Source organism: Rubricella aquisinus (assembly GCF_014199445.1).
In the GTDB taxonomy this organism is placed as follows: domain Bacteria; phylum Pseudomonadota; class Alphaproteobacteria; order Rhodobacterales; family Rhodobacteraceae; genus Rubricella; species Rubricella aquisinus.
In genome coordinates, this window is the sequence record NZ_JACIJS010000004.1 from 237,304 (window position 1) to 252,310 (window position 15,007).

The window sequence follows — 15,007 nt, forward strand, 5'->3', positions numbered from 1 at the left end:
GGCCGCAGCACATGCGGCCCGGTCACCTTGCTCGGGGAGCAGTCTCATGACCGTGTTCGTGATCCGAAGGATGCTACAGGCGCTGCTTGTCGTGTTCCTGATGTCCGTGATCGTCTTTTTCGGCGTCAATATCGTGGGGGATCCGGTGTATATGCTGGTCAGCCCCGATGCCGATCAGGCCGATATTGAAGCCGCGATCCGCAGGCTTGGTCTGGATCGTCCGATCCTTGAGCAATACTGGTTGTTTCTGAAAGGGGCCGCACAGGGCGACCTTGGCGACAGTTTCATCTTTGGGGAACCAGCGCTGAAGCTGATCCTCCACCATATGCCCGCAACCATGGAATTGGCCTTCTCCGCGCTTATTCTGGCCATCGTGATTGGCATTCCGCTTGGGCTTTATGCCGGGTTGTATCCCGACAGCCGCATTTCAAAGGGCATCATGGCCGTGTCGATCTTCGGCTTTTCGCTGCCGACATTCTGGGTCGGTCTGATGCTGATCATGTTGTTCGCGGTGGAATTGCGCTGGGTGCCCGCGACCGGGCGTGGCGATCTGGGAAGTTTCCTTGGCATTCAAAGCAGCCTGTTCACGCTCGATGGGCTAAGCCATATCTTCCTGCCCGCGCTTAACCTCGCGCTTCTCAAGATTTCCCTCGCCATCCGCCTCACCCGCGCCGGGGTGCGGGAGGCCATGGGACAGGACTACGTCAAATATGCCCGTGCCAAGGGGCTGGCGACGCGCCGGATCATCCTTGTGCATGTGATGAAGAACATCATGATCCCGGTGGTCACGGTCATGGGCCTTGAATTCGGGAGCCTGATCGGCTTCTCGGTTGTGACCGAAACGATCTTTGCGTGGCCCGGAATGGGCAAGCTCTTGATCGACGCGATCCTCCAACTCGACCGGCCTGTCGTCGTGGCCTACCTGATGATCATCGTGCTGTTCTTTGTGCTGATCAATCTGGTGGTCGATATCCTCTACTCCATTCTCGACCCACGGGTCCGGCTACAGGATCAGGGCGCATGAGCGATATGACCGCAAACAACCCCGCGACCCCCGCACGGGTAGAGACCCCGTTCCAGCGGTTTCGCGCAGAATTCTTTGAGAGTAAGATCGCCACGCTGGCGCTCGCCATTTTTGTGATCATCGTGCTGCTGGCGGTGTTCGCGCCATGGATCACGCCGCAAAACCCGTATGACCTTGCGCAGGTCACGGTGATGGACGGGCGCTTGCCCCCCGGATCGGAATCGATTGACGGCTATACGATGTGGCTCGGTTCTGACGGGTCGGGGCGGGATCTTTATTCCGCGATCCTTTATGGGTTGCGCATCTCCCTGACCGTGGGGCTTGCGTCAGGTGTGATCGCGCTCTTGATCGGGATGGTGATCGGTTTGGTCGCGGCCTATGCGGGCGGACGGATCGAAGCGATCATCATGCGCATCGTCGATCTGCAATTGTCCTTTCCCGCGTCGCTCGTGGCGCTGATGATGGTCGCGGCATTAGGCAAAGGGGTGGACAAGATCATCCTCGCGCTCGTTATCGCGCAATGGGCCTATTACGCGCGCACGGTGCGCGCGACGGCTCTGGTTGAGCGGAGCAAGGAATATGTGGAGGCCGCACAATGCCTTGGCATTTCTCGCGCGCGCATCGTGTTCCGCCATATCCTGCCCAATTGCATGGCCCCGCTCATCGTTGTGGGCACGGTCCAGACCGCGAGTGCGATCTCTTTGGAGGCAACGCTGTCCTTCCTTGGCGTCGGGCTGCCCCAGACCGAGCCGTCCATCGGGGTGCTGATCGCGAACGGTTTTGAATACATGCTGTCCGGGCGCTACTGGATTTCCGTTTTCCCCGGCCTCGCGCTGTTGCTGACCGTGGTGTCGATCAACCTTGTTGGTGACCACATGCGCGACGTCCTGAACCCGAGGTTGAAGAAATGAGCGCCGTTCTCGAAATCAGCGGGCTCAAGACCCATTTCTTCACCCATGCAGGCGTGGTGAAAGCCGTGGATGGTGTCGATTTCACCGTCTCAAAGGGAGAAATCATGGGGCTGGTGGGCGAGTCCGGTTCGGGCAAGTCGATCACCGGCTTCTCCATCCTTGGTCTGATCGACCCGCCCGGTCGCATCGTTGAAGGGTCGATCAAGTTCAACGGCGAGGAGATCGCCAATGCCCCTGAAAACCGGCTGCAAAGCCTGCGGGGCAATCGTATCTCCATGATCTTTCAGGATCCGATGATGACCCTCAACCCGGTGCTGCGGGTGGACACGCAAATGATGGAGGCGATCCTCGCGCATGAGGCCGTGTCGAAACAGACCGCGTGGGAGCGGGCGCGCGATGCGCTTGGCCTTGTCGGTATCCCCTCCCCGGAGGAGCGGCTGCGGGCCTATCCGCACCAATTGTCGGGCGGGATGCGACAGCGCGTGGCGATTGCCACGGCGTTTCTGAACAAGCCGGACCTGATCATCGCGGATGAGCCTACCACGGCGCTTGATGTCACCATTCAGGCGCAGATCATCCATGAGGCGCAAAAGCTCACCAAACAGACCGGCACGGCGATGATCTGGATCACCCATGACCTTGCCGTGGTGGCGGGGCTCGCGGATCGGATATCGGTCATGTATGCCGGGCGCATCGTGGAGCAGGGCGGGATTGACGATGTGATCGACCGGCCGCTGCACCCCTATACCGTTGGCCTGCTCGGATCGGTGCCGACGGCGAACCGGCGCGGCAAGCGGCTTTTTCAGATCGAAGGGATGACGCCCAACATGCTGGCCCTGCCCGAAGGCTGCGCCTTTGGCCCGCGCTGTCATGCCCGGACCGCTGCCTGCGATCAGCAGCCACCCAATGACCATGCGGGCGACCGCCGGTTCCGCTGTTTCAATCCACATCTTGCAGTCGAGGCAGGCCAATGACCGCACCGCTCGTAGAAATCCGGGGTGTCTCGAAACGCTTTACCAAGCGATTGGACGTGGCGGGCAAGATCGCCCAAAAGCTCGGCGCGGATATCCGTGAGGAAACCGTCCATGCGGTCGACAATGTCACCCTGTCGATCCAACCGGGGGAGGTGCTGGGCCTTGTGGGCGAGTCTGGCTGCGGCAAGTCTACGCTAGGGCGGGTGGTCGCGGGTATTCATGCGGCAAGCGATGGACAGATGTTCTTTGAAGGCCGGGATGTCGCCACGCTCAACAACGCGGATAAGCGGACGGCGACGCTGGCCATCCAGATGATCTTTCAGGATCCGTTCGCCAGCCTCAATCCCCGGATGCGGGTCGAGGATATCATTGGTGAAGCGCCCCAAATGCACGGCATCGTCACCAAGGACGACATCCCCGCTTACGTCGAAGAGGTGATGCGTAAGGTCGGTCTCGATCCCTCCCTGAAAAAGCGGTACCCGCACCAGTTTTCCGGTGGACAGCGGCAGCGGATTGGCATCGCGCGGGCCCTTGCCGTCAAGCCGAAATTCCTCGTCTGTGACGAGGCCATCGCGGCGCTTGACGTGTCGATTCAGGCGCAGGTCATCAACCTGTTCATGGACCTGCGCGAAGAGTTGGGCCTGACCTATCTGTTCATCAGCCATGACCTGAGCGTGGTTGAGCATATCGCGGATCGGGTGGCGATCATGTATCTGGGCCGGATCGTGGAAAGCGCCACGACGGAGGAGATTTTCTCGAACCCGCGCCATCCCTATACCAAGGCACTGCTTGCCGAGGCGCCGCGCCTTGATCAGCGGCGCCGGGTGTTTGCACCGATCGAAGGGGAAATCCCGTCGCCGCTTGATCCGCCGCCGGGATGCACCTTCCACCCTCGCTGCCCGGTCGCGACCGCCGCGTGCCGGACCACCATACCCGAACTGAAAGCCGGAAAGGACGGGCGCGAAACCGCCTGCCTTCTGGAACATCTCGAAACCGCTTGATGCGTGACGCTGGAGCTTCCCTTGCAAAATACTGACCCGATTTGGGACCATGTCGACCGCCACCGTGATGACTTCATCACCCTGTCCGACCGCGTTTTTGACACGCCAGAGACCCTCTATGCCGAACACAAATCGGTCGCTGAACACAAACGGATGCTGCAATCCCAAGGGTTCACGCTAACGGAGAATGCCGCCGGTATCCCCACCGCCGTGGTCGGGGAAGCGGGCGAGGGTGGCCCGGTCATCGCCATTTTGGGGGAATATGACGCGCTGCCCTATCTGAGCCAAGAACCCGGCAAGGCGCAGCATCAGCCGCTTGAAGAAGGCGGAAACGGGCATGGCTGCGGGCATAACCTGTTGGGTGCAGCGGCGCTGCTTGCGGCAACCGCGCTCAAGGATTGGATGGCCGAGAACGGCATCAAGGGGCGCGTGCGCTATTACGGCTGCCCGGCGGAGGAAGGCGGCGCGGCCAAGACTTACATGGTGCGCGAAGGATTGTTTGATGATGTGGATGCCGCGATTTCATGGCATCCGGCGACGTTCACCGGCGTGAACGAGGCGCGCTCGCTGGCCAATACGCGGATTGATTTCACCTTTCACGGAAAGGCGGCGCACGCGGCAGGCGCGCCTGAATTGGGCCGCTCTGCCCTTGATGCGGTCGAGTTGATGAATATCGGCGTCAATTACCTGCGCGAACACATGCCGGACGCGGCGCGCGTGCATTATGCCTATCTTGATGCGGGCGGGGTTGCGCCCAATGTGGTGCAGGCCAAGGCCACGGTGCGCCAACTGATCCGGGCAAGCTCGCTTCCTGATCTGCAAGACCTCGTGACCCGCGTGCGCAATATCGCGGATGGTGCCGCGCTGATGACCGGCACACGCGTCACGAGCCAAGTGTTCTCAGGCGTGTCAAACCTTTTGGGAAACCGCCCGCTGGAGGAGACGATGCAGCGCGAGTTGGAAAAGCTCGGTCCGGTGGTGTTTGATGCAGCCGACGATGCGTTCGCCCGCGAAATACAGGCCACGCTGACCCAAGCCGATATCGACACGACCTTTAAGCGGATCGGGGCCAAACCGGTGAAAGGGCTGGCGCTGTGCGATTTCATCGCGCCGCTTGATCGGCACAGTGAGGGGGGCGAAGGCTCCACCGATGTGGGCGATGTCAGTTGGGCCGTGCCAACCGTGCAGGCGCGAGTCGCCACATGTGCCATCGGCACTCCGTTTCACACATGGCAGACCGTGGCGCAGGGCAAGGCACCTGCCGCGCATAAGGGCATGATCTATGCGGCAAAGGCGATGGCCGCGACGGCCTGCCGCCTGATCGAAGACCCGTCCTTGATCACGGCTGCGCGGGACACGCATCATGACCATCTTGAGCAGACACCCTATAGCTGCCCGATCCCTGATGATGTCCGCCCTCCGGTCTGAAAGGTTAACCGCGTGAGCCGTGCCACCGCCATAGACGCCGCCACCCGCTTTTTCGACACGGGCGCGTTTGCCAGCGCGCTTGGCGAATTTGTTGCTTGCCCGACGGAAAGCCAGATACCCGGCACTATCGAGACGCTGCATCACTATCTTGAGGCGGTCCTGATCCCACGTCTTGAGGCGCTGGGCTTTACCAGCAGCATCTACCCAAACCCGATGGAGAACGCGGGGCCGATCCTTGTGGCCGACCGGATCGAGGACAGAGCGCTGCCCACGATCCTGTCCTATGGCCATGGCGATGTGATCCGTGCGCAGACCGAGCAGTGGCGCGAGGGGGTGCATCCGTTCCAACTTGTCGAGGAGGGGGAGCGGCTCTATGGGCGCGGAACCGCGGACAACAAAGGGCAACACCTGATCAATATGGCCGCCCTTGCCGCTGTGATCGAGGCGCGCGGATCGCTCGGCTTCAACTGCCGCTTCCTCATCGAGATGGGGGAGGAGATGGGATCGCCGGGGCTGTCGGAGTTCTGCGCGGCCCACCGGCAGGAGCTTGCCGCCGATGTTCTGATCGCGTCCGACGGGCCACGGCTTCAGTCGGACACGCCGACGATGTTCATGGGTGCGCGCGGGGGTATTTCCTTCGATCTGGTGGTCGATCTGCGGGATGGGGCGCATCATTCGGGCAATTGGGGCGGTGTGCTTGCCGATCCCGCGATGATCGTGGCGCAGGCTCTGTCCACGATCACCGATGCGCGCGGGCAGATCAAACTTCCCGAATGGCGCCCCACCAGCCTGACCCAGGACATCCGCGACGCTTTGCGCGATTTGCCTATCGAAGGCGATGGCGGCCCGGAGATTGACCCCAACTGGGGCGAAGAGGGCCTGACCCCCGCCGAACGCCTGTTCGGCTGGAACAGCTTTGCCGTGCTCGCGATGAAAAGCGGCGTGCCGGAAGCCCCGGTCAACGCAATCTCCGGCATGGCAAAAGCCGCCTGTCAGTTGCGTTTTGTCGTTGGGACCGATCAGGATGACATCTTGCCCGCGTTGCGCCGTCATCTGGATGCGCATGGGTTCGGGATGGTGCAGATCATCCCCCATGAGCGCGCGTTCTTTGATGCGACGCGGCTGTCGCCCGATCATCCGTGGGTCCGGTTCGTGGCGCGGTCGCTGCTAGAGACCTCCGGCAAAGCGCCCCATATCCTGCCCAACCTCGCCGGGTCATTGCCGAACGAGGTATTCGCGGATGTGCTGGGCCTGCCGACTGTCTGGGTGCCCCATTCCTATCGCGGCTGTTCCCAGCACGCGCCGAACGAGCACATCCTCAAGCCCGTCACCCGCGACGCGCTGCGGCTGATGGCCGGGCTGTTCTGGGATATTGGTGAGATGGGCAAGGGCATCTAGTCGCCGATCCGCGCAAGACACATGGGTCAAGCCACGATAATTCCCATGTGTGCCCCCGTGACGTTGTGTCGTGTTTGACGCACCGCCTGCGCACGAATATTTCGTATAGCAACTTGTAATGCAGACCTGCTTTCGCAAAACATGAGCGCGCGCAGGCAATGGGAGGATGCAATGGCGGACGTAGAACGCGAGTCGATGGAATATGATGTGGTGATCGTGGGGGCTGGCCCTGCGGGCCTCTCAGCGGCGATCCGCCTCAAGCAGCTTCATCCCGAGCGGGAAGTTGTCGTTCTTGAAAAAGGGTCCGAGGTCGGCGCGCATATCCTGTCAGGTGCGGTGCTTGATCCTTGCGGTCTGGACGCGCTGATCCCCGATTGGAAAGAGCGCGGCGCGCCGGTCACGACCGAAGTGACCGAGGATCGGTTCCTTGTTCTGGGTGAAGCCGGGCAATTGAAACTGCCCAACTGGCCGATGCCGCCGCTGCTGCACAACCACGGCAATTACATCGTGTCGATGGGCAATGTGTGCCGCTGGCTCGCCGAACAGGCCGAGGAACTGGGCGTCGAGATTTTCCCCGGTTTCGCCTGCTCTGAACTGATCTATGGCGAGAATGGCGAGGTCAAAGGCGTCATCGCTGGTGAATTCGGGATCGAGAAGGACGGCACCAAAGGCCCGAATTACGAGCCGGGCATGGAACTGCACGGCAAATACGTCTTCCTGTCTGAAGGTGTGCGCGGCAGCCTCTCCAAGCAGGTCATCGCGCGCTACGGCCTTGATGCCAATTCCGAGCCGCAGAAATACGGCCTCGGCATGAAAGAGATTTGGGAGGTAAAGCCCGAAAACCACAAGCTCGGTCAGGTCACGCACACGATGGGCTGGCCCTTGGGCGGGAATGCGGGCGGCGGCTCCTTCATGTATCATGCGGAAAACAATCAGGTGTTTATCGGCTTTGTCGTGCATCTGAACTACGAGAACCCGCATCTCTTTCCCTATATGGAATTTCAGCGGTTCAAACATCATCCCGAAGTCGCGGCAGTGCTGGAGGGCGGCAAGCGTGTCGCCTACGGCGCGCGCGCGATCACCGAGGGCGGCTATCAGTCGATCCCGAAAGTCACCTTCCCCGGCGGCGCGCTCTTGGGCTGTTCTGCCGGTTTGGTGAACGTGCCCCGGATCAAGGGGAACCATAACGCGATGCTGTCGGGCAAGGCCGCAGCAGAAGCCGCACATGAAGCGCTTGAGGCCGGGCGCGGGTCGGATGAGCTGTTCGGCTACGAGCAGGAATTGCGCACTGGCCCGGTTGGCAAAGACCTCAAAGCCGTGCGCAACGTCAAACCGCTCTGGTCCAAATATGGCATAATCGCGTCCCTTCTGGGTGGGGCGGCGGATATGTGGGCGCATACGCTCACCGGGTTCAATATTTTCGGCACGCTCAAGCATGGCAAGAATGACGCGCAATCGACCGCCCCGGCGAGCCGTTTTGCCCCGATCGACTACCCCAAGCCCGACGGCAAGCTCAGCTTTGACCGGCTGACGAACGTGTCATTCTCCGCCACCAACCACGCGGAGGAGCAGCCGAGCCACCTCAAGCTCAAAGACCCGAGCCTGCCGATCAGCGTGAACCTGCCGAAATACGCAGAACCCGCGCAACGCTATTGCCCGGCAGGGGTCTATGAGGTGATCCGCGACGAGGATGGCAGCAACCCGCGCTTCCAGATCAACGCGCAGAACTGCGTGCATTGCAAAACCTGCGACATCAAAGACCCGAGCGAAAATATCGTCTGGGCCGTGCCACAGGGCGGCGAGGGGCCGAACTACCCGAATATGTAGAACGACAAACCGCCGCTCTGGATCAGAGCGGCGGTTTCGGTTTTCGAGGTCAAACTGTCTTGATCCGGGATCAAGCCGCAGGCGCCGGATCGCCCCCACCCTCCCGCACGGGAGGGCGCATTACGCGCTCTCGAACAGCGGAACTTGCGTGCAGGCTTGCGCAATAAAGCATGTAGATCATTTGTCTTGGCGCCCACCTGAGGGAGGGCGCGATCCGGCTAAGGTGGGGTTGTTAAGCGTCGCCCTTGCCCTCAAGCGCCTCAATCCGGGCCTTGAGCGCGTCATTTTCTTCACGAGCCTTTTGCGCCATCGCGCGCACCGCTTCGAACTCTTCGCGGGTCACAAGGTTGCGATCGGCGAGCCAGCGATCCATCATGGATTTCATCGCGTTCTCTGCCTCATCCTTCGCACCTTGGGCAACACCCATCGCGTTGGTCATCAACTGGGACAGATCGTCGAACACTTTGTTGCGGGTCTGCATTGTCTTGCTCCTCGTGGGACATTCCTTTCCCTTGATATGGGGTATCGCATCGCGCGGGGCAAGCGCAGGGTTGACACACCCCCGATATCCCCGGATCAAACGGCAACAACCCATGGAGTGCCCATGCCCTTTCCCGATATTGATCCGGTGATCTTCAGCGTTGAGCTGTTTGGCGTCACGCTGGCGCTCCGCTGGTACGCGCTTGCCTATATCGCGGGCCTGATCGCGGGCTGGCAGATCATGGCGCGGATGATGAAACGGCCCGCGCTGTGGCCCAACAACACCGCCCCGATGACGCCGCAACAGCCCGAGGATCTGCTGACATGGATGATCCTTGGCGTGGTGATCGGGGGGCGGCTCGGCTTTGTGCTGTTCTACCAGCCGGCCTATTATTTCGCCAATCCGGTTGAGATCGTGATGATCCAGAATGGCGGTATGTCGTTCCATGGCGGCTTTGCCGGGGTGATCGTGGCGGGGCTGATCTGGGCGCGGTGCAATGGCGTGCCCGCGTGGCAACTTGGCGATGCGGTGGCGCTGGTCGCACCGATTGGCCTGTGCCTTGGCCGGATCGCGAACTTCATCAATGGCGAATTGTGGGGTCGCGTGACAGACGTGCCATGGGGCGTCGTGTTCCCATCGGCAGAGGCTCAGATTTGCCCGCCGGAGGTGCTGGCGGCAGTCTGCGCGCGCCATCCGTCGCAGCTTTATCAAGCGGGGCTTGAGGGGTTGGTCCTGTTTGCCGTTCTGGCCTATCTGGCCTTCCGCCGGGGCGCGCTGAAACGGCCCGGTACGCTGATTGGCGTGTTTTTCATCGGCTATGGAATAGCACGCAGCTTTGTCGAGCTGTTTCGCCAGCCCGATGCGCAATTCGTCACGGCGGGCAATCCGCTGGGCCATGTGATCGCCTTGGGGGAGATGGGGCTGACCATGGGGCAGGTTCTGTCGCTGCCGCTCATTGTGATTGGGGTGATCATCCTGCGGATGCGGCCAAAGCATGACGCCGCTTGAACGCATCCTGAAGGCGGAGATCGCGCAGACCGGCCCGATCCCGGTGAGCCGCTTTATGGAGGTGTCGCTCCAGCATCCGACGCATGGCTACTACACCACTCGCGATCCTCTGGGCGCGGCGGGCGATTTCACCACCGCGCCCGAGATCAGCCAGATGTTCGGAGAGATGTTGGGCCTGTTTCTGGCGCAGGTCTGGATGGATCAGGGGATGCCCGCGCCCTTCAACCTTGCCGAGTTGGGACCGGGGCGGGGCACGTTGATGGCGGATGTGCTGCGCGCGACGCGCGGCGTGCCGGGCTTTCATGCCGCCGCAAGGGTCGCGCTCGTTGAAACCTCCCCCGCCCTGCGCGCCAAACAGGCAGAGGCGCTGACGGGTCACGCGCCGATATGGCATGATACGGTCACGACCCTGCCCGAGGGGCCGCTGTTCCTGCTTGCCAACGAGTTTTTCGACGCGCTGCCCATCCGCCAATTCGTGCGCGATGGGGCGGCGTGGCGAGAGCGGATGGTGGGGCTAGAGGGGGACGCGCTGGCCTTCGGCCTTTCCCCCGCGCAGCCGCTGCCATGGCTTGATGCGCTGTTTCCAGCCACCCCGCCCGACACGCTGGTCGAATACCGACCCGCGCAAGGGATGATGGAGACGCTCGCGGCACGGCTCCGCGCGGGTGGTGTGGCGGTCATCATCGACTATGGCGATTGGGACGGCACTGGCGACACGATACAGGCGCTGCACCAGCACGAGATGATCCCGCCGCTTACCCGGATCGGGGCGGCGGACCTGACCTCCCATGTCAATTTCTCCCACCTTGCCGCGTGGGCCGCGCCGATGCGGGGCGGGTTCACGACGCAGGGCGCGTTCCTTGAACGGCTGGGGATCACGGCGCGCGCACAGGCGCTGGCGCGCGCGCCCGACGCTGCGGAACGCATCGCAACCCAGCACCGCCGCTTGACGCATGGCGCGGAAATGGGGACGCTCTTTAAGGTTCTGGCGCTGTGCGATCCTGCACGGCCCGGCCTGCCGGGGTTTGACTGATATGACGCTTGAAATCCTCCAGTCCGATAGTTTGCGCGGGGTGTCGCATGGCTTCTTCACCCGCAAGGGCGGCGCGTCCTCAGGTATTTTCGAGGGGCTGAATTGTGGTCCCGGCTCCAGCGATCTGGAAGATTGCGTGCGGATCAACCGCACCCGCGTGGCAGAGGCGATGGGGCTGCGCCCCGATCAGCTTGTCTCCCTCAATCAGGTGCATTCGCCCGATGTCGTCACCCTGACGGAGCCGCCCGCGACCCGCCCGGCAGCGGATGCGATGGTCACGAACACGCCGGGCCTTGGCCTTGGCATCCTGACCGCGGATTGCGCGCCGGTGCTGTTTGCCGACAGGGAGGCGGGCGTTGTGGGGGCGGCGCATTCGGGCTGGAAAGGCGCGTTGACCGGAGTGCTCAGCGCCACGGTGGAGGCGATGCGCGCCCTTGGCGCACGCGACATCCGGGCCGCTGTTGGCCCGTGCATCGCGCAAGGCTCCTATGAGGTCACGCTCGATTTCCTTGACCGGTTTCTGGACGAAGACCCGGACTATGACCGCTTCTTCGCCGGGGGGCGCGACGCTGATCATGTGCAATTTGATCTGCCGGGGCTGGTCCTGCACCGATTGCGCGACGCAGGGGCAGAGGCCGAATGGATCGGGCGGGACACCTATACCGACCCCGACCGCTTTTATTCCTATCGCCGCACCACCCATAAGGGAGAGGCCGATTACGGGCGGTTGATCTCTGTCATCAAGGTCTGACCATGCTGCATTTCGACGACGCTGAATTCGCCACCCGCCGGGCCAAGGTGACCGACGCCATGGAAGAGCGCGGGCTGGATGCCCTGCTGATCTTTGCACCCGAAAGCCAGTATTGGCTGACGGGATATGACACGTTCGGCTACTGCTTTTTCCAGTGTCTGGTGTTTGCCGAAGGGCGCGCGCATCTGTTGACCCGCTCGGCGGATTTGCGGCAGGCGCAGTTGACGTCCAATATCAGCGACATTCGCGTCTGGCAGGATGGGACCGATCCGGCGGAGGCCCTTCTGGACATGCTGGCCGATCTGGGGCTCTTGTCCGGGCGGTTTGGGGTGGAGGTGGACACCCACGGGCTGACGGCAAAGAACTGGCTGCGGATCGCGGGCGCGCTGGGCGCGGATCGGCTCCATGATTGCTCAGAGATGATCCCTGCGTTTCGCCTGACGAAATCGGAGGCCGAATTGGCCTATGTCCGTGAGGCGGGGCGGCTGTGTGACGCGGCATTCACCGCCGGGGCCGCGCTGATCCAACCGGGCGCGGAGGAGGGCGATATCCTCACTGCGATGCAAGGCGCCGTTTTTGCGGGCGGCGGGGATTATCCGGGCAATCCGTTCATCATCGGCTCCGGCGATCACGCGCTTTTGTGCCGCTATGCCACGGGGCGGCGGACCTTGGCGGCGCGCGATCAAATCACGCTCGAATGGGCAGGCGTCTATCGCCATTACCACGCGGCGGCGATGCGCACCCTGTGCGTGGGGGAGCCGACAGCGGTGCATGAGCGGCTGTTCACCGTGGCCACGGATGCCTTGACCGCCTGTGAAGCCGCACTCAAACCCGGCGCGCTGATGCGGGATGTTTACGCGGAACACGCGCGGATTTTTGATGAGGCGGGGCTGGGCGCGCACCGGTTGGCCGCGTGCGGCTATGCGCTCGGCGCGCGCTACGCGCCAAGCTGGATGGAGCCGCAGATGTTTCACGCGGGCTCCGATCAGGTGATCGGGGCAGGGCAAGTCTATTTCCTGCATATGATCCTGATGGACAGTGAAACGGGTGCCGCGATGTGCCCCGGACGCTCCTCCATCGTGACGGAGGGCGGGATTGAGCCCTTGTCCCGTTTGCCGCTCGGCCTGACGGTGTGATGCGCGCAATCATTGTTCTTGCCCTTGTGCTGCTGGCCGCTTGCACGCCACCGCCCGCAGCATCGACCCGCGTCGTCGGGCTGGGGGACCGGGTCGTGGCGATTGTTGATGTCGATGATGGGTTCGCCCCGGCCCTATCACAGGTGATCGAAGATCAGGTCGTGCGGTTGCTGGGGCCGGACCTGACCGCCGAGGCTTTCGTCTCAGCCCGCGAAGCGTTTGTGATGGTCGGCACGCTTGACCGGGCGGAGCGGGCGGATGGGGCGACGGTGCTGAGCATGGTCTGGACCGTGGACCGCCCGCGCGGCGGATTGCCGTTTTCCTTCACCGTGTCGGTTGTGCCGGAGGTGCGCGACGGCCGTGTGACGCGCGCGGAAATCCGCGGGCTGGCGTGGCTGTCCGCGTTTGATTTCATGGCGCATCCGCAGGTGCAGGCCGCACTCGCGCGCTAAGGATCAGTCGTCGTCGCTGATCCGCGATTCTAGCACGTCGAAAGGCACGCCCGGCTCTTCCTTGCCGTTGCGGATCACGAGGCTCGTCTTGACGCTCGCGACATTGGGCGCGGCGGTCAATTCGCCCGTCAGGAAGCTTTGGAAACTCGACAGGTCGGGGGCCACGCATTTGAGGATGAAATCAATCTCTCCGTTGAGCATGTGGCATTCGCGCACAAGCGGCCACGCGCGGACGCGATCCTCAAAGGCGCTGAGATCGGCTTCGGCCTGACTGCGCAGCGACACCATCGCAAACACCGTGACCTCAAAGCCCAATTCGCGGGCATTTACCCGCGCATGATAGGAATGGATAAAGCCCGTTTCCTCCAGCGCGCGCACCCGGCGCAGGCAGGGCGGTGCGGAAATACCCACCCGGCGGGAGAGTTCCACATTGGTCATTCGCCCATCGGCCTGCAATTCGGCGAGGATCTTGCGGTCGATAGGATCAAGTTTAATGCCGGGCATGGGGATCAGATTAACCTCTGTCGATTTTCATTAGTTAGCCGCATCCATAGATTTCCCGCAAGAATATTTCAAGATAGCGACATATTTTTTCCCGTCGGCGGGAAAACGGCGATCTATCTTGACCCGCCCGGTTTGTCACGCGACATAAGGTTTAAAATCAAAGGAAAGAGCGGAGAAAGCGATATGAGCCGAGTGGATGAGATCAAGCGCAGCGTGATTGCCTCTTTCAAGGCAGGCAAACAGGGCGAGGAGCCCTATCGCCATTGGAACCTGACCGATGTGTTGCCGCAGGACGTGATGGAGGAGGTCCGCGATCTGCCCTTCCCGGCACCCGATCTGGAGGTCGAGGGCGGCACACGAGAGGCCAACAACAAGACCCGCCGCTATTTTGACGCGGAGAGCACCGCACAATTCCCCGTCGCCGCAGAGGTGGCCGAGGCGCTGCAATCGCCCGAGATGATCGCAGCGGTCGAAGAGATCTATGACACCGATCTGACCGACACCTATCTGCGCATTGAATACGCGCAGGATACGCAAGGGTTCTGGCTTCAGCCGCACACGGATATTGGCGTGAAGAAATTTACCTTCCTTCTGTATCTGTCGGATGGGGAGGGGCATGAAAATCTTGGCACCGATATTTATGCCGATGCGGATACCCATGTGGGCCGGTCGCCATTCGCGCCGAATGCGGCGATGATCTTTGTCCCCTCGGACAAGACATGGCACGGGTTTGAGCCGCGAGAGATCAAGGGCATCCGCAAATCCCTGATCGTGAACTATGTCACGAAAGACTGGCGCGCCGTCGAACAGCTCGCCTTCCCGGGGCAATTCGTCAAAACGGCCGCATAACTGGTCAAGGGGCGCGCTCCCGCACGTCGGCTGCGCCTCCCTTTGGGGTGAGGGCGAAAGACAAACGCTGCGGGGCAGCGTTTGCGCCCGAACGCGCGGAATGAAATGAAGCGCCGGGAAAGGCCGGCGCTGCGCGCCGGTTTAAGATTGCGCTGAGGTGTTTGAGGAACAGGTCTGTTCCTCAAATCACCGTCTCAATTGTGGGTGTCACGCTTCGCCCGCGCGTCAAG

The 15,007-nt window shown here is 62.1% G+C and carries 15 protein-coding genes; 13 read left to right on the plus strand and 2 right to left on the minus strand.

Going from position 1 to position 15,007, the window contains the following annotated elements; genetic code table 11:
• The first annotated feature begins 46 nt into the window (after positions 1–46).
• The 7 genes from FHS89_RS07960 to FHS89_RS07990 all read left to right on the plus strand — a co-directional run bounded on the left by FHS89_RS07960 (position 47) and on the right by FHS89_RS07990 (position 8,563).
• On the plus strand, positions 47–1,024 hold the full coding sequence (locus FHS89_RS07960; RefSeq protein WP_184010384.1) for an ABC transporter permease: 978 nt from the start codon (positions 47–49) through the stop codon (positions 1,022–1,024).
• Entirely contained in the window at positions 1,021–1,935 is a 915-nt protein-coding gene (locus FHS89_RS07965; protein WP_184010387.1) for an ABC transporter permease subunit, read from the plus strand. The genes FHS89_RS07960 and FHS89_RS07965 overlap by 4 nt, the downstream gene beginning before the upstream one ends.
• Positions 1,932–2,909, plus strand: a complete 978-nt coding sequence (locus tag FHS89_RS07970) for an ABC transporter ATP-binding protein (protein WP_184010390.1) — start codon at positions 1,932–1,934, stop codon at positions 2,907–2,909. Before FHS89_RS07965 ends, FHS89_RS07970 begins: the two co-directional genes overlap by 4 nt.
• Entirely contained in the window at positions 2,906–3,910 is a 1,005-nt protein-coding gene (locus FHS89_RS07975; protein WP_184010393.1) for an ABC transporter ATP-binding protein, read from the plus strand. The genes FHS89_RS07970 and FHS89_RS07975 overlap by 4 nt, the downstream gene beginning before the upstream one ends.
• 21 nt (positions 3,911–3,931) lie before the next feature.
• Positions 3,932–5,338: an amidohydrolase gene (locus FHS89_RS07980; protein ID WP_184010396.1), complete on the plus strand. Its 1,407-nt coding sequence runs from the start codon at positions 3,932–3,934 to the stop codon at positions 5,336–5,338.
• Between the two features lie 12 nt (positions 5,339–5,350).
• A complete protein-coding gene (locus FHS89_RS07985) occupies positions 5,351–6,736 on the plus strand; it encodes a M20/M25/M40 family metallo-hydrolase (protein ID WP_184010399.1) in 1,386 nt (461 codons plus the stop codon).
• A gap of 171 nt (positions 6,737–6,907) precedes the next feature.
• Entirely contained in the window at positions 6,908–8,563 is a 1,656-nt protein-coding gene (locus FHS89_RS07990; protein ID WP_184010402.1) for an electron transfer flavoprotein-ubiquinone oxidoreductase, read from the plus strand.
• A 232-nt stretch (positions 8,564–8,795) separates the two neighbouring features.
• On the opposite strand, the gene FHS89_RS07995 is transcribed toward FHS89_RS07990, so the two are convergent.
• On the minus strand, positions 8,796–9,044 hold the full coding sequence (locus FHS89_RS07995; RefSeq protein WP_184010404.1) for an accessory factor UbiK family protein: 249 nt from the start codon (positions 9,042–9,044) through the stop codon (positions 8,796–8,798).
• Between the two features lie 123 nt (positions 9,045–9,167).
• Here FHS89_RS07995 and lgt point away from each other — a divergent pair, with 123 nt between their 5' ends.
• From lgt to FHS89_RS08020, 5 genes are read left to right on the plus strand one after another with little or no spacing between them, the layout of a single operon-like run.
• A complete protein-coding gene (gene lgt / locus FHS89_RS08000; RefSeq protein ID WP_184010407.1) occupies positions 9,168–10,052 on the plus strand; it encodes a prolipoprotein diacylglyceryl transferase in 885 nt (294 codons plus the stop codon).
• Positions 10,039–11,085: a class I SAM-dependent methyltransferase gene (locus tag FHS89_RS08005; RefSeq protein ID WP_184010410.1), complete on the plus strand. Its 1,047-nt coding sequence runs from the start codon at positions 10,039–10,041 to the stop codon at positions 11,083–11,085. Before lgt ends, FHS89_RS08005 begins: the two co-directional genes overlap by 14 nt.
• Position 11,086: 1 nt before the next feature.
• The gene (gene pgeF, locus FHS89_RS08010) at positions 11,087–11,836 is read left to right on the plus strand and encodes a peptidoglycan editing factor PgeF (protein WP_184010412.1); all 750 of its coding nucleotides are present in this window, start codon (positions 11,087–11,089) and stop codon (positions 11,834–11,836) included.
• A gap of 2 nt (positions 11,837–11,838) precedes the next feature.
• Entirely contained in the window at positions 11,839–12,972 is a 1,134-nt protein-coding gene (locus FHS89_RS08015) for a M24 family metallopeptidase (protein ID WP_184010415.1), read from the plus strand.
• The gene (locus FHS89_RS08020) at positions 12,972–13,424 is read left to right on the plus strand and encodes a hypothetical protein (RefSeq protein WP_184010418.1); all 453 of its coding nucleotides are present in this window, start codon (positions 12,972–12,974) and stop codon (positions 13,422–13,424) included. The genes FHS89_RS08015 and FHS89_RS08020 overlap by 1 nt, the downstream gene beginning before the upstream one ends.
• A 3-nt stretch (positions 13,425–13,427) precedes the next feature.
• Here the strand turns inward: FHS89_RS08020 and FHS89_RS08025 are convergent, their stop codons facing one another.
• Positions 13,428–13,928, minus strand: a complete 501-nt coding sequence (locus FHS89_RS08025; protein ID WP_184010421.1) for an Lrp/AsnC family transcriptional regulator — start codon at positions 13,926–13,928, stop codon at positions 13,428–13,430.
• Between the two features lie 183 nt (positions 13,929–14,111).
• Between FHS89_RS08025 and FHS89_RS08030 the strand changes: the two genes are divergently transcribed.
• Entirely contained in the window at positions 14,112–14,777 is a 666-nt protein-coding gene (locus FHS89_RS08030) for a 2OG-Fe(II) oxygenase (RefSeq protein WP_221229317.1), read from the plus strand.
• The last annotated feature ends 230 nt before the right edge of the window (positions 14,778–15,007 follow it).

Excerpts from the sequence above, each read along its gene's own strand:
- FHS89_RS07960 (WP_184010384.1), top strand. The coding sequence starts at position 47 with ATGACCGTGTTCGTGATCCGAAGGATGCTACAGGCGCTGCTTGTCGTG.
- FHS89_RS07965 (WP_184010387.1), top strand. The coding sequence starts at position 1,021 with ATGAGCGATATGACCGCAAACAACCCCGCGACCCCCGCACGGGTAGAG.
- FHS89_RS07970 (WP_184010390.1), top strand. The coding sequence starts at position 1,932 with ATGAGCGCCGTTCTCGAAATCAGCGGGCTCAAGACCCATTTCTTCACC.
- FHS89_RS07975 (WP_184010393.1), top strand. The coding sequence starts at position 2,906 with ATGACCGCACCGCTCGTAGAAATCCGGGGTGTCTCGAAACGCTTTACC.
- FHS89_RS07990 (WP_184010402.1), top strand. The coding sequence starts at position 6,908 with ATGGCGGACGTAGAACGCGAGTCGATGGAATATGATGTGGTGATCGTG.
- FHS89_RS07995 (WP_184010404.1), bottom strand. The coding sequence starts at position 9,044 with ATGCAGACCCGCAACAAAGTGTTCGACGATCTGTCCCAGTTGATGACC.
- lgt (WP_184010407.1), top strand. The coding sequence starts at position 9,168 with ATGCCCTTTCCCGATATTGATCCGGTGATCTTCAGCGTTGAGCTGTTT.
- FHS89_RS08005 (WP_184010410.1), top strand. The coding sequence starts at position 10,039 with ATGACGCCGCTTGAACGCATCCTGAAGGCGGAGATCGCGCAGACCGGC.
- pgeF (WP_184010412.1), top strand. The coding sequence starts at position 11,087 with ATGACGCTTGAAATCCTCCAGTCCGATAGTTTGCGCGGGGTGTCGCAT.
- FHS89_RS08015 (WP_184010415.1), top strand. The coding sequence starts at position 11,839 with ATGCTGCATTTCGACGACGCTGAATTCGCCACCCGCCGGGCCAAGGTG.
- FHS89_RS08020 (WP_184010418.1), top strand. The coding sequence starts at position 12,972 with ATGCGCGCAATCATTGTTCTTGCCCTTGTGCTGCTGGCCGCTTGCACG.
- FHS89_RS08025 (WP_184010421.1), bottom strand. The coding sequence starts at position 13,928 with ATGCCCGGCATTAAACTTGATCCTATCGACCGCAAGATCCTCGCCGAA.
- FHS89_RS08030 (WP_221229317.1), top strand. The coding sequence starts at position 14,112 with ATGAGCCGAGTGGATGAGATCAAGCGCAGCGTGATTGCCTCTTTCAAG.